The organism is Kribbella jejuensis (assembly GCF_006715085.1).
Classification (GTDB): Bacteria; Actinomycetota; Actinomycetes; order Propionibacteriales; family Kribbellaceae; genus Kribbella; species Kribbella jejuensis.
The window spans coordinates 3,514,356-3,528,830 of record NZ_VFMM01000001.1; the positions used below are offsets into that span (position 1 = coordinate 3,514,356).

20 protein-coding genes are annotated in these 14,475 nt (G+C 68.5%); 11 read left to right on the forward strand and 9 right to left on the reverse strand.

Annotated features, from left to right (window positions below; all coding sequences use genetic code 11):
• Positions 1–79: 79 nt before the first annotated feature.
• The gene (locus tag FB475_RS17415; protein ID WP_141857280.1) at positions 80–1,288 is read right to left on the reverse strand and encodes a hypothetical protein; all 1,209 of its coding nucleotides are present in this window, start codon (positions 1,286–1,288) and stop codon (positions 80–82) included.
• Positions 1,289–1,461: 173 nt separating this feature from the next.
• Here FB475_RS17415 and FB475_RS17420 point away from each other — a divergent pair, with 173 nt between their 5' ends.
• Together FB475_RS17420 and FB475_RS17425 are read left to right on the forward strand one after the other, a co-directional pair.
• Positions 1,462–1,977, forward strand: coding sequence for a SigE family RNA polymerase sigma factor (locus FB475_RS17420; RefSeq protein WP_141857282.1), 516 nt, complete (start codon positions 1,462–1,464; stop codon positions 1,975–1,977).
• Positions 1,977–3,029: a hypothetical protein gene (locus FB475_RS17425; RefSeq protein WP_141857284.1), complete on the forward strand. Its 1,053-nt coding sequence runs from the start codon at positions 1,977–1,979 to the stop codon at positions 3,027–3,029. The genes FB475_RS17420 and FB475_RS17425 overlap by 1 nt, the downstream gene beginning before the upstream one ends.
• 38 nt (positions 3,030–3,067) lie before the next feature.
• Here FB475_RS17425 and FB475_RS17430 read toward each other — a convergent pair whose 3' ends face one another.
• Both FB475_RS17430 and FB475_RS17435 read right to left on the reverse strand, forming a co-directional pair.
• Positions 3,068–3,571 carry a DinB family protein gene (locus FB475_RS17430; protein ID WP_141857286.1) on the reverse strand — a complete coding sequence of 168 codons (504 nt, stop codon included), beginning with the start codon at positions 3,569–3,571 and terminating at the stop codon, positions 3,068–3,070.
• Positions 3,568–4,362, reverse strand: coding sequence for a helix-turn-helix domain-containing protein (locus FB475_RS17435; protein ID WP_141857287.1), 795 nt, complete (start codon positions 4,360–4,362; stop codon positions 3,568–3,570). Before FB475_RS17435 ends, FB475_RS17430 begins: the two co-directional genes overlap by 4 nt.
• Before the next feature lie 121 nt (positions 4,363–4,483).
• Here FB475_RS17435 and FB475_RS17440 point away from each other — a divergent pair, with 121 nt between their 5' ends.
• On the forward strand, positions 4,484–4,846 hold the full coding sequence (locus FB475_RS17440; RefSeq protein WP_141857289.1) for a nuclear transport factor 2 family protein: 363 nt from the start codon (positions 4,484–4,486) through the stop codon (positions 4,844–4,846).
• Positions 4,847–4,900: 54 nt separating this feature from the next.
• Positions 4,901–5,647, forward strand: a complete 747-nt coding sequence (locus tag FB475_RS17445; RefSeq protein ID WP_185759281.1) for a phytanoyl-CoA dioxygenase family protein — start codon at positions 4,901–4,903, stop codon at positions 5,645–5,647.
• Here FB475_RS17445 and FB475_RS17450 read toward each other — a convergent pair.
• Together FB475_RS17450 and FB475_RS17455 are read right to left on the reverse strand one after the other, a co-directional pair.
• Positions 5,628–6,485 carry an aminoglycoside phosphotransferase family protein gene (locus tag FB475_RS17450; RefSeq protein WP_141857293.1) on the reverse strand — a complete coding sequence of 286 codons (858 nt, stop codon included), beginning with the start codon at positions 6,483–6,485 and terminating at the stop codon, positions 5,628–5,630. The genes FB475_RS17445 and FB475_RS17450 overlap by 20 nt on opposite strands.
• 53 nt (positions 6,486–6,538) lie before the next feature.
• Positions 6,539–7,351, reverse strand: a complete 813-nt coding sequence (locus FB475_RS17455; protein WP_238332193.1) for a hypothetical protein — start codon at positions 7,349–7,351, stop codon at positions 6,539–6,541.
• Positions 7,352–7,490: 139 nt separating this feature from the next.
• Here FB475_RS17455 and FB475_RS17460 point away from each other — a divergent pair, with 139 nt between their 5' ends.
• The 5 genes from FB475_RS17460 to FB475_RS17480 all read left to right on the forward strand — a co-directional run bounded on the left by FB475_RS17460 (position 7,491) and on the right by FB475_RS17480 (position 9,902).
• Complete coding sequence (locus FB475_RS17460; protein ID WP_141857295.1) at positions 7,491–7,934, forward strand: Hsp20/alpha crystallin family protein; 444 nt, start codon at positions 7,491–7,493, stop codon at positions 7,932–7,934.
• A gap of 42 nt (positions 7,935–7,976) precedes the next feature.
• Positions 7,977–8,264 (forward strand): hypothetical protein, encoded by a 288-nt coding sequence (locus tag FB475_RS17465; RefSeq protein ID WP_141857297.1) that lies wholly within the window; start codon positions 7,977–7,979, stop codon positions 8,262–8,264.
• A gap of 216 nt (positions 8,265–8,480) precedes the next feature.
• A complete protein-coding gene (locus tag FB475_RS17470) occupies positions 8,481–8,855 on the forward strand; it encodes a DnaJ domain-containing protein (protein WP_141857299.1) in 375 nt (124 codons plus the stop codon).
• Entirely contained in the window at positions 8,845–9,075 is a 231-nt protein-coding gene (locus tag FB475_RS17475; RefSeq protein WP_141857301.1) for a hypothetical protein, read from the forward strand. The genes FB475_RS17470 and FB475_RS17475 overlap by 11 nt, the downstream gene beginning before the upstream one ends.
• 350 nt (positions 9,076–9,425) lie before the next feature.
• A complete protein-coding gene (locus FB475_RS17480; RefSeq protein WP_238332194.1) occupies positions 9,426–9,902 on the forward strand; it encodes a hypothetical protein in 477 nt (158 codons plus the stop codon).
• Positions 9,903–10,146: 244 nt separating this feature from the next.
• Here FB475_RS17480 and FB475_RS17485 read toward each other — a convergent pair whose 3' ends face one another.
• From FB475_RS17485 to FB475_RS17495, 3 genes are all read right to left on the reverse strand, one after another.
• On the reverse strand, positions 10,147–10,476 hold the full coding sequence (locus tag FB475_RS17485) for a recombinase family protein (protein WP_141857303.1): 330 nt from the start codon (positions 10,474–10,476) through the stop codon (positions 10,147–10,149).
• Positions 10,473–10,655 carry a hypothetical protein gene (locus FB475_RS17490; protein ID WP_141857305.1) on the reverse strand — a complete coding sequence of 61 codons (183 nt, stop codon included), beginning with the start codon at positions 10,653–10,655 and terminating at the stop codon, positions 10,473–10,475. The genes FB475_RS17485 and FB475_RS17490 overlap by 4 nt, the downstream gene beginning before the upstream one ends.
• Before the next feature lie 278 nt (positions 10,656–10,933).
• Positions 10,934–12,331: an MFS transporter gene (locus tag FB475_RS17495; RefSeq protein ID WP_141857306.1), complete on the reverse strand. Its 1,398-nt coding sequence runs from the start codon at positions 12,329–12,331 to the stop codon at positions 10,934–10,936.
• A gap of 67 nt (positions 12,332–12,398) precedes the next feature.
• On the opposite strand from FB475_RS17495, the gene FB475_RS17500 reads away from it, so the two are divergent.
• Entirely contained in the window at positions 12,399–12,809 is a 411-nt protein-coding gene (locus FB475_RS17500; RefSeq protein ID WP_141857308.1) for a winged helix-turn-helix transcriptional regulator, read from the forward strand.
• Here the strand turns inward: FB475_RS17500 and FB475_RS17505 are convergent.
• Positions 12,739–13,974 (reverse strand): MFS transporter, encoded by a 1,236-nt coding sequence (locus FB475_RS17505; RefSeq protein ID WP_185759282.1) that lies wholly within the window; start codon positions 13,972–13,974, stop codon positions 12,739–12,741. The two genes, FB475_RS17500 and FB475_RS17505, sit on opposite strands and share 71 nt — an antisense overlap.
• 62 nt (positions 13,975–14,036) lie before the next feature.
• Here FB475_RS17505 and FB475_RS17510 point away from each other — a divergent pair, with 62 nt between their 5' ends.
• Entirely contained in the window at positions 14,037–14,450 is a 414-nt protein-coding gene (locus FB475_RS17510; RefSeq protein WP_185759283.1) for a helix-turn-helix domain-containing protein, read from the forward strand.
• The last annotated feature ends 25 nt before the right edge of the window (positions 14,451–14,475 follow it).

Below are 14,475 nucleotides of genomic sequence, written 5' to 3' on the forward strand. Positions count from 1 at the left end.
ATCGCAATCGACGAAATGGCTGGCGGCTCCGCAGGAGGGGCGAGTCGGCCGGCGATTGCGGTGGGCTGGGCGTTCCGGTTCAGCAGGTGGCGAAGGAGCCTGCGCTGATCCATGCCTTGGCGACGTACATGCCGGGGTTGACGCGGAGCCAGATGTTGCTTGTGCCTTGGGAGCCGGTGACGGATTCGCCTGTGGTTTGGCATTCGACGGGGACCTGGGCCGACTTGCCTGCCATGCCGACGACCGCGCCCGCGGAGTTGGGTGCGTTGCGGACGTTCAAGTAGCCGGACGAGATCGACACAGTGCCGCGACCGCCATCACCTGTCCAAAGGTAGGTGACGTCCACCCAGCTGTTGTCGGCCAGCTGCAACGCATCCCAGAAGACACCGTCGGCAAGATCGATCCCAGCAGGATTGGCGACAGCACGGCCGAACTGGTCCTTTCCCCCGTTGTAGCCGTTCTGGTACGCCGCCTGCGCTTCCGGCTTGCCCTGCGGGAGGTCCTGCCACATCTCCCGGGTCGAGCTCGGGTTCCAGTAGTCGTCCTTCGTGTTCCACGGACCGACGTCCCACACCGGCTCGAACGCGCACCGCGTCGCGGTGCAGACCTTCACCGAGTACGTACCGGATCCGTTGCTCGACAGCCCGCGCCGCGACGGCAGCGCGACGAAGTGGTCGCGGCTGGCGATCACGTGCCCGTTGGCCGTCGTACCGCCGACGAGTCCCTCGCGGGTCGCGAAAACATGCGACTTGAGCGGCGCCGCCTGGAGTGACATCCGCGACGCGGCCGCCTTGTCGGTGGGCGCCACGGTGACACCACCGACCCACGGCTTCGCACCGGTTGGCGGAGCGAGCACGATGATCCGGACCTGTACGTGATCGCTGGCGCCGGCCAACGCGGTCGGCGTACCGGACCTGACCGACGTCCACTCGGACCACCGGTCGTTCAACCATGCCCGTACGTCGACCTCGGCCGACGTACCGTCCGGCGTACCGGTCGTGTAGCCGACGACCACGGCCGACGTCGGCGTACCGAACCGGACCGGGACGAGCTCGGCCAGCCCCGAGCGCTGCCTGATCGCGGCCGCACCGATCGCGGCCGCGGCGTCGCCGAGGACGATCCGGCTGCCGTCGAGCTTCACGTTGCTCGAGGCACCTGGTTGGACGGCAACGGCGACCGGTGTGATCGAGGCAGCGGTGCTGGTCGGGGCGAGCGTAAAGGTCGCGGCAAGGATGGCCGCGGCAGCCGCGAGACCGGCTGCGGACGTACTTCTCCGAGTGATACGCATGGGCGGAAACCTCCGGGGCGGTGAAGGTGTGTGCACCCAATGTGACTGATGAACAACACTCCTGGCTAGCCCGTCAATAAATTTCTTCGAAGGAGTTGGTGACAGAACAGAACCCGATCGGTCGCTCACCGGGTTTGGACCGGTGTGACAGAGGTTGAGGCTGAGGAGAATCGATGACCCGGTCCGCGGACGCCGACTTCGAGCGCTTCGTCCAAGCGCAGTCGACCCCCTTGCTCCGTTTCGCGGAGATGCTGTGCGGTGATCGGCATGCTGCCGAGGACCTGGTGCAGCAAGCGTTGATGCGGTCCTACCCGAAATGGCACCGGCTGGACGGCGACCCGTTGCGGTACGTCCGGCGGGTGCTGGTCAACCGATTCCTCACCCAGACCCGCCGGCGCTGGAACAACGAAGTACCCAGCGACCCGGTGCTCAACGATTGGGACCAGCGAGCGGTGGCGGACTTCGCCGCGGAGGTGCAGACCAGAGAGGCCGTGCTCTCGGCCTTGAACAGTCTGACCGTCCGGGAGAGAGCCGTGGTCGCGCTGCGCTACTCGCAGGATCTCTCCGAGGCCGAGACCGCCGAACTGCTCGGCATGGCACCCGGGACCGTCAAGAGTACGGCTTCCCGCGGGTTGGCGAAGTTGCGTCTGGCACCCGACCTGATCGACAGCGGAGTTGGAGGAAACTGATGAGTGACGAGCAGCGCGTACGAGACGCTCTCGCGTACGACATGGAGCCGTGGCAGCCGGACGCCGGTGACCTGATGCGCCGCGGCAAGCGGCTGACCTGGCTGCGCCGGGGTCTGGCCGCGGCCGGTGTGACCGCTCTGGCCGGGACCGTTGCGACGGTGTCCGCCGCGGTCGGCGGACCGGCGCCGGTGAAGAACCTGCTGGCCGGCGGCGGCAAGCCGCCCGTACCGGCGGTGATCCCGACCGGAACCCCGAACCTGCCGTCGGCCGACCCGACCTGCCTCCCGCAGAAGCCGGAGAAGCCGCAGCTGCCGAAGGTGACCGTGTCGGTCAACAAGACGATCGACCCGAACAACCCACCGTCGGTGAAGCCGACCCTGCCCACGAAGGCCACGGCCAAGCCGACCCTGCCCACCCTGCCGACGCTCCCGTCGGGCAAGCCGTCGCTGCCGGGCAAGCCGACGCTGCCGACGGCCAAGCCCAGCTTCCCGACCGCGAAGCCCAGCTTCCCGACCGCGAAGCCGAGCTTCCCCACGACCAAGCCGTCGCTGCCGACGATCCCCACCACGAAGCCGACACTGCCCTCGGGCAAGCCGACGCTGCCGGCCAAGCCGACCCTCCCGACGACCAAGCCGACGCTGCCTTCCGGTAAGCCCTCGCTGCCGACCAAGCCCGCAGTGCCGACGCTCCCGTCGGGCAAGCCGTCGCTCCCGGTCAAGCCGACCCTGCCGTCGGCCAAGCCCAGCCTGCCGACCCTGCCGGACTGCGTGAACGGCGTACCGGCTGTACCAACCGGGAAGCCGACGCTGCCGACCGTCCCCGGCAAGCCGACCGGCGAGCCGTCCGTACCGACCCCGGCCGTGCCGACGGTCACCGTGTCCGGTCGTGTCAAGGTAAAGGTCGACCCGGGCAAGGTGACGATCCCGACCGCCAAGCCGACGCTGCCGTCGACGAAGCCGACGCTGCCGAGCAAGCCGACCTTCCCGACGCCGACCGGAAAGCCCAGCTTCCCGACGTCGTTCCCTACCGGCCACCCCTCCTCCAACCGGTAGGCCTCCCAGCCGCCGGCGAGTAGGCCTACCCTGCAGGCCTACTCGCCGGTGGCTCCATCCGCGAGTTCGCGAGCTATGTCGAGGTGGCCCGCGTGGCGCGCGTATTCCTGGAGTACGTGGAACAGGATCCAGTTCAGCGTCGGCCGGTCGTCGGTCCCGAAACGGCCACCGGCCGACGCACTCTCCGCCGGGTCCCGCCCACTCACCACCTTGCGCGTGAACTCACCGCCCGCGCGCAGCTGACCGAGCAGACCCTCGAGCGTGTCGTCCGGCGCAAGCGTCCACCGGCCGTCCGGATCGTCGGCGGAGTCGCCCCACGGATGCTCGACCTGTTCGGCGAGGAAACCCCAGCGGATCCATCGCCGCTCCATGAACACCAGGTGTTTCAGCAGCTCCAGCGGCGTCCAGCCCGACGGCAGCCTGCTGCTGCGCAGGTCGGCGTCGTTGAGCCCGGTCAGCTTGTCCTCGACGATGCTCCGGAAGCGTTCGAGGTTCTGCAGATGCGATTCGATCGTGTCGGCGAGATCCCGGGGCGGCTTCATCCGAGGCTCCTCAAGTAGTCGGCGGTCGCTTCGTCGGCGGGGTAGAACGACTCGATCATCAGCTCCGACACGGTCACGTCGAGCGGTGTCCCGAACGTGGCGATCGTGGTCAGCAACGACAGCTCCCGCCCGTCGTGGGTGAGATTGAACGGTATGACGACCTCCGTCGGCCCGGGCGCGGCCGGCTTGTCGTGGACGGCGTACGAGCGGAGCTCGTCGTACAGGTCCTGGAGTTCGGGATCGGCCGTACTGGTGACCTGGCGTTGCAGGCCGGCCAGCGCCGCGGCGCGGACCTCGGCGATGTTGCCGATCCGCCGGGCCAGGCCGTCCGGGTGCAGGGTCAGCCGGAGTGCGTTGATAGGTGCCTGTAGCAACTTCTCGTCCACACCCTCGGAGAACAAGGCGATCCCGGCGTTCGCCTCGACGATGTTCCACCAGCGGTCGACGACGAGCGCCGGGTACGGTTCGTGGGCCTTCAGCAACCGGCGTAGCGTCGTACGGATCGCGAGCATCGCCGGCGAGTGCAGCGACGCCTCGCTGTAAATCGGCGCGTATCCACCCGCGAGCAGCAGCTGGTTCCGGTCCCGGAGCGGTACGTCGAGGTGCTCGGCCAGCCGCAGCACCATTTCCCGGCTGGGCTTGGACCGCCCGGTCTCCACGAAGCTCACGTGCCGGGTGGACACCTCGACGCGGTTCGCCAGCTCGAGCTGGCTGAGCCGCCGGCGCTCGCGCCAGCCGCGTAGAAGCTCACCCACCGGGCGCTGGAAGGTCTCCTCGATCGTCGCTGCCATATGCCGACGGTATCGGGTCGCGTAGACAAGGCCATTACCTCTGACGTCATCGACGGTACGCCGGGTGCGCGGCAAGGTTCTGGTCATCGCAACCGACTCGCTCCAACCAGGAGGAAACACCATGAACGCCAACGCTCTCGCCGACCAGTACTTCGCGATGTGGAACGCCGCCGACGCCGACCGCCGCGCCGAGCTGATCGAGGGGTCCTGGACCGCGGACGGGACCTTCCAGGACCCGAGCTTCGAGACCACCGGCCACGACGAGCTGAACAAGCTGGTCGGCGCCGCGCAGCAGATGTTCCCGGGGCTGTCGTTCGTCCGGATCGGCGACATCGACGAGCACCACAACTACCTCCGCTGGACGTGGCACCTGCAGGCCGAGGGCCAGGAGCCGGTGGCCGGCGGTACCGACATCGTCGTACTGGATGCCGACGGCAAGATCCAGAAGCTGATCGGCTTCCACGACTTCGCACCGGCACACTGAGGACCGCTGGTAATTGGGTCGCGCGGTGTCGGCAGCGCGCGCAGGATGGGGCGCATGCTCACTGCCGAAGAGCTGGATGTCTTCGAGCGGGACGGGATCGTGAAGATCCCGTCCGCGTTCTCCGCCGACGAGGCCGCCGGGATGCGTGAGGTGCTGTGGCGCGAGCTGTCCGAGCGGCACGGGATGGATCGTGACGACCCGACGACGTGGACGGTGTTGCGGCCGACCGGGCTGAAGACCACCAAGTTCGACCGGCGGGCGCAAGCGATCCTCGGACCGCGGGTGCGTTCGGCGCTGGACGGGCTGCTGGGCGACTGGCTCGAGCCGAAGCATCAAGGGCAGGTGCTCGTCACCATGCCGGAAGGTGTGCCGTGGGCGGTGCCGCATCGGCAATGGCACACCGACGTGGGCTTCGAGGAACAGCCGGTCGGCGCGGTGAAGATCTGGGCGTTCTACGACTCGGTCCGTCCGGGCGGCGGTGGTACGCCGCAGGTCGCGGGCTCGCATCGGGTCTTCGAGCGGTTCCTGACGACGACCGAGGAACGGGACTTCAAGGAGGTCCGCGATCAGTTGCTGCGGTCCGACCCGTGGTTCCGCAACCTGACCTCGGCTCCATCGGAACGGACGGTCGACCCGATGGAGCCGGCCGAGGTGCACGGGCTGCCGGTTCGGGTCGTCGAGCTCACCGGTGAGCCGGGCGACGTGTACCTGACGCATCCGTGGATCCTGCACTCGATCGCACCGAACGCGGCCGACGTACCGCGGATGATGCGCAGCCGGTTCATCTGGAAAGCGCGCTGATCAGCCGCGCACAACGGACCGGGTCCTCGGTCAGCCCGACGCCCAGCCCGTACAGCCAGTAGTCCACCGTCCGCCAGATCACCCAGTCGCGGGCCCGGTCCCGATCCAGTCCGGCTTCGCGGACCGCGAGATCGAAGTACCGGACGATGTCGTCCATCCTGTCGAGATCCCACCACAGGACCCGGCCGAGGTCGTACTCGATGTCGCCGCGGAACAGCACCGGGTCGACCATCAGCCACGCCTCACGTTGACCCGCAAGCACTTGGCCCGCGTGGAAGTCGCCGTTCACCGCCAGCGTCGAGGTGGTTTCGGTCGGCGCGATGGCGAGCGCCTCGCGCAGGATCGCGACGTCGAACGGACGGCCGAGCCGCTCCCACTGCGGTTCCAGTTCGGCGGTCCGGGTCGTCACGATGTCGGCGGTCGAGCGGGCGTCGTCCGGCGCGGGTACGGCGAGCCGGCGCATCAACTGCCCGAGTACGGCGACCGCTTCGTCGATCGGGCGGCTCGTCAACGGCGTGGACAGCCGCTCCAGCAGCATCGCGCCGACTTCGACGTCGGCGTCGTACAGATAGGCCATGCCTCGACCGGCCCACCAGCGGAGTGCCCAGACCTGATCGGAGACCTCGGCGCCCGGCGGTGACATCCGCAGGACGAACTCCTCGCCGGCCCGCGCGACCGGTACGACCACTGCGTTAGAGCCGTGCGAGACCGCTCCCACTACGCTGAGACTCCACCGCTCGCACTGCCGCTCGACCGCTGCCGGCAGATCCTGCAGCCACTCGGCGCCTTCGGTCCACCACCGCGGCATCCGCAGGAACGACTCCGGCAAGTTGATCACCGCGCCAACCTAACGGGGCCTACGTGCTGCCTTCATCCGATTTGTCGCGTACGTCATTCCGTCCGGGTGATGTGTGAGGTTCGGAGTTGGTCGGTCGTCACGGTGATGTCGGAGACCTGGCCGGCCAGTTGCGGGTGGCTGTCCTCGAGCTTTGCGCCGGCCTCGGCCAGTGGTGCCAGCAGGGCCGCCGAGTCGCTGTCGCCGAGGGCTTCCAGGAGCCGGTCGGCGGACTCCTGTGTGCCTGGTTCGAGGTCTTCCAGGGCGGTGATCTGCGCCGCGAGTCGCCGCAGATCAGCTGCGTTGTCCCGGGCCCACCGGGTGACGGCACGGTCGCCCGCTCGCCGGTCGCGGGCAGCCTGGACGCGTTGCTCGCCGGTCATCCCGTCGGGGCCGGTGGTGTGCGGGTTCAGTCGCAGATAACGGCGCTCGGCAGCCTGGCGACTCGCCACGCCAAGCGCAGGAGCGATCGCGGCCCAGCTCACCCCGCGCTCGCGCGCAGCCCCGATCAGCAGCGGTTCCCAGGCCGCCAACTGCTCCTGCAACACCCGCAACTCCGCCAACGCCCTGAGCGCATCCGCGGATGAAAGCCCATCCCCCGACCCACCCGCATCCCCCGACCCGACCGCATCCCTCGACCCGACCGCATCCCTCGACCCGACCGCATGCCCCGAACGGGACGCATGGCCCGAGCTGGACGCATCCCCCGAGCCGAGCGCATCCGGCCGTTCTTCGCCGGCCTGGTTGCCGCCCGCGAGTTGCCGGACGGCCTGCTCCACGGCCGCGAACGCGGCCCGCACGGCCGTCTGTGCCTCGTCGCGTGGCTCCCCGTCGTGCGACTCGGGGCTTGTTCCTTCGTCGGGTGCCATCCGTCACCTCCCTGGGTTGTCGAGCGAAAGTCATCAATTCGACGACGATATCTCTTGTCATCGTCTCGATGACATGCTATATCGGAAGTGCGTGTTGACACCACCCGCAGAGACGAGGAAGCGAGGAGGTGCAGGGAAGATGTTGATACGCACAGACCCGTTCCGCGACTTCGATCGCCTGGCGCAGCAGTTCTTCGGCAGCCAGACGCCCGGCACGTGGTCACGCCCGACCGCGATGCCGATGGACGCGTACCGCGAGGGCGACCAGTACGTGGTCGCGTTCGACCTCCCCGGGATCTCGCCCGACGCGATCGAGCTCGACGTCGAGCGCAACGTCCTCACCGTGAAGGCCGAACGCAGGCCGGTCGAGCTCTCCGAAGGCGCCGAGATGCAGGTCTCCGAGCGACCGCTCGGGGCCTTCTCCCGGCAGCTGTTCCTCGGCGACACCCTGGACGCGGACCGCATCGAGGCTTCCTACGAGGCCGGCGTGCTGACGCTGCGGATCCCGATCGCCGAGCAGGCCAAGCCGCGCAAGATCGCGATCTCGAACTCCGAGGGCGACCGCAAACAGATCGACGCCTGACTGTCACACCGTGTCCGTGAGTTGCCGGAGGGGGTGAGACCGGTGCCAACGACCGAACAGCAACGCGCCGAGACCGACATCTTCGTCGATCTCGCGCTCAGCGACGACGAGCTGGTGCGGGCAGAGTTCGACGCACTGATCGCGGCGTGCTGGGAGTCGCCGTGCGAACCCCCGCTCGGTAAGGCCGGTCCACCGGCCGGAGGCTGGGTGCGGCCACAGCCGTGGTGGCCGCGCCCACCGCAGCTCCGGCGGATCCGGCGAGGTCCGGTACGACGGCCGGGCGGGCGCGGGCGCGGCCCTCCGCGCCTCTGCAGCCGGATTCGCATCTGAGCCCGACCCAGGAGGAGGTGAGAAGGAGTCCCGACAACCGAGGTAGATCAACCAAGTTCCTGACCCGGTGATGCGGCCGCCCGCCATGGACACACCCCTCGACCCGGCGCCCCCGATTCAGCCGGCTGTCCTTCGTAGGACGACAGCACTCAGAGCGGGCCGCCGCATCACCCCGGTTCACCCGATCGACACCGACGCATCCAGGAGAACGTAGCCATGACCGCGCGCAGGGACGCGTACGCGATTCTCGGGGTGGCCACCGAGGCGTCCGACGACGATCTCGACCACGCTTTCCGAGGACTCGTCCGCCGGCTCCACCCGGACACCCGCGGATCGGCCACGGCAGCGATTCCGTCCGCGTCGGTCGAGTCCGACGACGACGCCGATCGGCGTCTGCAAGAACTTCTCAACGCCTACGCCACCTTGCGCGACCCCGTCCGCCGTGCCGCCTACGACCGCGCCCGGGTCGTCGCCGCGCCCAAACCGGCCGTACCGGATCCGGTACGGGGCCCGGCGATCCGGGTCGGACCGGTGCGTTGGGAACCGTTGCGGTCCAGACCCGAGTGGAGGAGGAGTCCCGATGGCTCTTGACGATGTCCAGACGTACTGCGACAACGGGATCTGGAAGACCCGCTGGCGCAACAGCACCGAACCGTTCTCGGCCGGCCGCAACAAGCATCAGCAGATAAGCCAAGGCGCGACCGTGGCGCAGTGGTACGGCGTCGACCACATCGTGATCAACCCCGACGGCACCGTCGCCGAACACAACTCTTACCGCTACCGGCGCGAACCCGAAGCGCAGGCGAGCTGATCGCGGCGCTGAAAATTTCCGGTCTCGGCGGGTGTGTCCTGGGAGTGACACACCCGCCGGGCCGGTCGTCCTCCCGCCCCTCAGTGGGAGAACTCGCGGCTCGGTGAACACCACCCATGCCCGAATGGCACTGACCGAACCGCGGGACTACCTACAGGTACCCCAGATCGGCGCCGGGTACACACCCCGGCACGCGAAGTCCTCGGAAAACTTCACGTTCCTCAAACCTTTACCGGTAGTAGCCGGCCTGGGAGCGGCCTAGGCTGGTGCGCGATTTGCGCGCCGGGGGGTGGTGTGTGAACACCAAGGGGGAGGACTGGCAATGGCTGAGCTGATCCTCGGGGAGAAAGATGCCTGAGGCAAGGATTTCCTGGCGCGGCTTCACGATGAACAGGCGGACCGTGGCGATGGTCGAGGCCGCGGAGCAGCTGTACCACTCGAAGTTCGCGATCCTGCAGGGGTCGTACAACGCCGGCGGGGTCGAGGCCTCCGCCGGTACCCATGACGGCGGCGGCGCAGTCGACGTCGACGTACGGACCAAGAGCGCCGCGCAGCGGGTTGCGGTGGTGAAGGCGCTGCGTGAGGTCGGGTTCGCGGCGTGGCTGCGGACGCCGGCGCAGGGCACCTGGCCGTACCACGTGCACGCGATCGCGGTCGGGGACAAGGACCTGTCCCGGGGTGCGGCGGTGCAGGTCGCGGAGTACCACCGCAAGCTCAACGGGCTCGCGAACCATGGCAAGGACGACGGTCCGGCCGGGTACTACGGCATGACCTGGGAGCTGTACCTGAAGGCGCATCCGCCGAAGAAACACAAGATCGTCGCCTGAACCAACGAGTCGCCTGAACCAACAACACGACAAGGCCCCACCGGTAGCAGCCGGTGGGCTCGATCATCTCTCCTTTCTTCTTTTCTTTCCCTTCACCGGACCAACGACAAGGCCCCACCGGTAGCAGCCGGTGGGGCCTTGGTGGTCCACTACCGCCCGGGCATCCCCGGTGCAGCTGTGGAGGTGGAGAGCGGAACCGACGCCGATGCAGGGGTCAAGACGTCAGCTCCGCTTGTCTGTGGAGTTATCCGGCGTTGTCTCGTTCCACCGCCCACACGTGCGCGTGGTGGAACTCGAGGTGCTGCAGTGCGGCCGGAGAGCCGCCGGGGTTCCCGAGGCCGAGGTGGTTCATCGTCGGTACGACGACCGCCCGGACGTCCGAGCGCTTCACCTCGTCGAGCAGTGCGTGGAAGGCCGCGGACTCGGCCGAGTCGCGCTCGGTGTACACGGTGCCGAGGGTGAATCCCTCGGCGCTGGCGAAAGCGGCGAGAGAATCCGTCGCCGCGGCCAGCTCCTCCGCGCAACTCAGCGCGTCGGCCCGTACGTACCCGAGCAGCGTCGGCCGGGTGGTCATCGCTGTGCGTCCACCGCCACCGGCTCGCTCGTCACCCGGAGGGAGGCGAAGCGGCGCCGCATGGCTTCCTCGTACTGCACTGCCTGCTCCGCGTCGGCGGTGTGGTCCGCGATCGGGTGCGCTCCGAACCAGACCCGCACCCGGCGGTGCGTTGCGGGGGCTTCGAGCGTCTCGGTCATCGCGGTTCCTTCGGCAGTGTCGGGACAGTCCCCGGACGGCTTTGTCCGGCGCTGAGATAAAGAACACCAAACGCCAGGCCCCTCCGGAACAGTTTGGTAGGGACCTTTACAGAGCCTTGACGCAGAGTAGGGAAACCTTCGAATGTGCAGGTCAAGCCCGTCTCCGCAGCGCAGCCGGACCCTCAGGAATCGGTGTCAAGAATGGTTGCCGTTATTCGCAAATAACGATTCGGCGACGCCGGGGCTATTGGTTTCGCGCAGAAATCTATGACGTCCTGCTAACCCTTTGCGTGCAACCGCTCACGATCCGGTATCCGCAGCCCCGCGACCGCCACCAGTACCCCGAGTGCGGCGGCGCCGAACGGCACCAGCAAACCGTTGCGGAAGGCACCGATCGTCAGCTGGCCGGCCGCCGTCAGTGTCGCGGCGACCACCGCGAGGCCGAGCGCCGACCCGAACTGGAACGACGTCGTGAGTACGCCGCTCGCCAACCCCTGCTCGTCGTCGGCAACGCGCTCGGTCGCGGCGATCGTCAACGGTCCGTACGCCAGCGCGAACGCGAGCCCGAGCAGCAGGAACGCCGGCAGCATCGCGGCGTACTTCCAGCCGACGCCCAGTGGCAGGAAGGCGGCGTACGCGAGCACCGCGACGACGAACCCGCCGAAGACCACCCGGCCGTTGCCGAAGCGGGAGACCAGCCACGGAGTCAGCGTCGGCGCCAGGACCGCGTCGATACCGATGACCATCAGGGCCAGTCCGGTTTCGAGTTCGGACCAGCCGCGCAGTTCCCGCAGGTACAGCACCGCGACGAACTGGAACCCGACGAACGACCCGACCAGCAGGATCGCCCCGACGTTCGCCCGGAGCAACGCGGTGTTGCGGAGCAGGCCGAGCCGGATCAGCGGTGCGGAGGCCCGACGTTCGATCCGGACGAAGATCGCCAGTAGTACGACGCCCGCCACTGCGGTCAGCACGGTCGGTCCGGGGGAGACGTCGGGCGCACGGACAACGGTCGCCACCAGCAACAGCATCGCGCCGGTCAGCGCCAGTGCACCGGCCACGTCGAATCCAGGCCGCTCCGTGGACGCCGGCTCGTCGCGGGGGATCAGCGCGAGCGCGCCGGCGAGGACCAGCACCGCGACGATCACCGGTGCGAAGAAGACCCAGCGCCAGTCGATCGCCGTCAGCAGTCCGCCGGTGACCATGCCCAGCGAGAAACCTCCGGCGGCCGTTCCGGCGTAGACAAGCAGTGCCTTGTTGCGTTGCGGTCCCTCCGGGTAGGAGGTGGTGATGATGGACAGGCCGGCCGGCGTCATGAAGGCGGCAGCGACGCCGGTGGCGAAGCGGGCCAGGATCAGTACCCAGCCCTCGGTGGCGAAGCCGCCCAGGCCGCTGAAGACCAGGAACACCATCAGCCAGCCGACGAACATCCGGCGCCGTCCGAGCAGGTCCGCGGCTCGGCCGCCGAGCAACACGAACCCGCCGTAGCTGAGCGCGTAGCCGCTGACGATCCACTGCAGTTCGCCCGTGCTGAGGCCGAGTTCGGCACGGATGGAGGGCATCGCGACGCCCATCATCGAGACGTCGATGCCCTCCAGGAAGATCGCGCCGCAGAGCACGAACAGTACGGCCCACTCGCGGCCGGTCAGCCGCTGCGGAGTGACGGTTGACGACACGGATGTCTCCTTCGAAGTGATGGTTACCTCTTGTAACTGACCTCATCATCAGGAACCATCGGGATTTGTGGAAGAAGGCACTTCAAAGGAACCGAGTCACTCCTGCTGCACCGAGGACGCGTTCCAGTGGGACACCCGCGAGGACTGCGACGTCCGGCAGATCCTGGACCGGATCGGCGACAAGTGGTCGCTGCTGGTGATCGCGCTGCTCGACAACCGTTCGATGCGGTTCACGGAGCTGAAGAAGACGATCGACGGGATCAGTCAGCGGATGCTGACCGTGACGCTGCGCCAGTTGGAGCGGGACGGGCTGGTCAGTCGTACGGTGCACCCGGTCGTGCCGCCGCGTGTCGACTACGCGCTCACCCCGCTCGGAGTGACCCTGCACGCCACCATTCAGTCCCTCGTCACCTGGACCGAGTCCCACCAGACCGAGATTGCCGTGGCTCGCGCTCGGTACGACGCGGCGTCCTCGTGAAGGCGGCTGGGTGAGCCGGTACGACGACGAACGTCAGGAGTGCCGCGAGTACGGCGGCTGCCGACAAGAGGTTCAACGTCACGGGTAGGCCGAGGACGACCGTCGCCGCGGGCGCGCTGAGCCCTCCGGCCAGCAGGGCGAGCGAGTCGGCGGCGAAGAAGATCGCGCCGACGCTCGCCAGTACCTCCGGTGGGGCCGCGCGCTGGATCGTGGTCCCGGCGGTGATCAGCAGGATGCTGCCCGGGAAGCCGATCAGGGTGGCGGCGCCGACTGCGAGTGGGGCGTTCGGCGCGTTGAAGAGGGCGAAGTACGCCGCGGCGCTGGCGAGCTGGGTGACCGTGAGGAGTTCGCGGGTGCTCAGACGGCGAGCTGCGTACGTACTCAGTGCCGCGCCGACGAGATACCCGGCGCCGAGGCCGGAGATCAGGTAGCCCACGACGTACCCGGGGGCGTGCAGGCGGTCGACGGTGAATGGGACCAGCAGTGCGGTGAGGCCGGCGTTCGCGGTGAGGAAGACGGTTTGGCCGACGAGTACGCCGCGGAGAGCCCGGTGCTCGACGGCCGCGCGGAGGCCTTCGAGGGCGTGGGGTGGTTCGGCGGTGGTCGCGTGCCGGCGGGTGCGGACCGTGGCGATGGTTGCCGCCGACAACAAGTAGCTGATGATGTCGACGGCGAGCACGAACGTGATGCCGGGGCCGGCCAGGAGGAGCGCACCGAGCGGTGGCGCGGCCAGGCGCAGGACGCTTCCGGTGACGGCGTTCAGGGCGTTGGCCGCGGCGAGTTCGTCCCCGGTGCCGACGACTGCGGGCAGGAGGGCGCGAGAGGCCGGGCGGAACACGGTGGTCGCGGTGTTCTCGAGCAGGATCGCCGCGTAGATCAGCCAGACGTGCTTGCGATCCGCGAACAGGATCAGCCCTACGGCAGCCGCACTGGCGAGGTCGGCGATCCACATCGCGCGGGCGAGGTCCCAGCGATCCAGCAGTACGCCGGCCCACGGACCGAGCAGCAGCGCCGGAAGGGCCTCGAGGGCAAGCGTCAGCCCGGTGGCGACAGTCGAACCGGTCAGCGTGAAGACGTAGACCGGGATCGCCACTACGAGCAGCCATGAGCCCAGCCCTGACACAGCGCCGCTCAGCCAGAGCCTGCGGAAGTCACGGTTCCTCACGGCCGGTGAATCTATCTCGACAAGATAGACATCTGCAAGATTGTTCTGTCAGAATATGCCGCGTGGAGCTTGGTGAGGTACTCCGTGACCGCCGCAAGGCAGCCGGCCGGACCATTGCGTCCGTGGCTATCGACGCCGGCCTGTCGGTGCCGTACATCGCGAACCTCGAGAACGGCCGCGGCAACCCGACGCTGTCCGCGCTCGACCGGCTCGCCACCGCGCTCGGCGCCCGCCTCGCAGTACGCATCGGCGACGAGGAGCCCGAACCGTCCGCGTCCGTCGGCGCGGAGCTGCTGGCAGGCTCGGACCGGGCGGATCGGATCATCGCCGGTCTCGCCCAAGGCCGCTCCCGAGCGGCGACCCGCCGCCGGCTCGTCGAGGCCGTGGATGCGCTCGCCCTGGTCATCGGCCGCCCACCGAACGCCGCCGATCTGAACCGCCTCCTGGACCTCCTCCAGCTCGCCGAGGTCCCCTAGGTCACCCGAGGCTGGGCCTCCTGGA

Coding starts and splice junctions, on each gene's coding strand:
- FB475_RS17490 (WP_141857305.1), bottom strand. CDS start 10,655: ATGACCGAGACGCTCGAAGCCCCCGCAACGCACCGCCGGGTGCGGGTC.
- FB475_RS17475 (WP_141857301.1), top strand. CDS start 8,845: ATGGCTCTTGACGATGTCCAGACGTACTGCGACAACGGGATCTGGAAG.
- FB475_RS17425 (WP_141857284.1), top strand. CDS start 1,977: ATGAGTGACGAGCAGCGCGTACGAGACGCTCTCGCGTACGACATGGAG.
- FB475_RS17485 (WP_141857303.1), bottom strand. CDS start 10,476: ATGACCACCCGGCCGACGCTGCTCGGGTACGTACGGGCCGACGCGCTG.
- FB475_RS17435 (WP_141857287.1), bottom strand. CDS start 4,362: ATGGCAGCGACGATCGAGGAGACCTTCCAGCGCCCGGTGGGTGAGCTT.
- FB475_RS17415 (WP_141857280.1), bottom strand. CDS start 1,288: ATGCGTATCACTCGGAGAAGTACGTCCGCAGCCGGTCTCGCGGCTGCC.
- FB475_RS17430 (WP_141857286.1), bottom strand. CDS start 3,571: ATGAAGCCGCCCCGGGATCTCGCCGACACGATCGAATCGCATCTGCAG.
- FB475_RS17440 (WP_141857289.1), top strand. CDS start 4,484: ATGAACGCCAACGCTCTCGCCGACCAGTACTTCGCGATGTGGAACGCC.
- FB475_RS17420 (WP_141857282.1), top strand. CDS start 1,462: ATGACCCGGTCCGCGGACGCCGACTTCGAGCGCTTCGTCCAAGCGCAG.
- FB475_RS17455 (WP_238332193.1), bottom strand. CDS start 7,351: ATGGCACCCGACGAAGGAACAAGCCCCGAGTCGCACGACGGGGAGCCA.
- FB475_RS17460 (WP_141857295.1), top strand. CDS start 7,491: ATGTTGATACGCACAGACCCGTTCCGCGACTTCGATCGCCTGGCGCAG.
- FB475_RS17480 (WP_238332194.1), top strand. CDS start 9,426: ATGCCTGAGGCAAGGATTTCCTGGCGCGGCTTCACGATGAACAGGCGG.
- FB475_RS17470 (WP_141857299.1), top strand. CDS start 8,481: ATGACCGCGCGCAGGGACGCGTACGCGATTCTCGGGGTGGCCACCGAG.
- FB475_RS17445 (WP_185759281.1), top strand. CDS start 4,901: ATGCTCACTGCCGAAGAGCTGGATGTCTTCGAGCGGGACGGGATCGTG.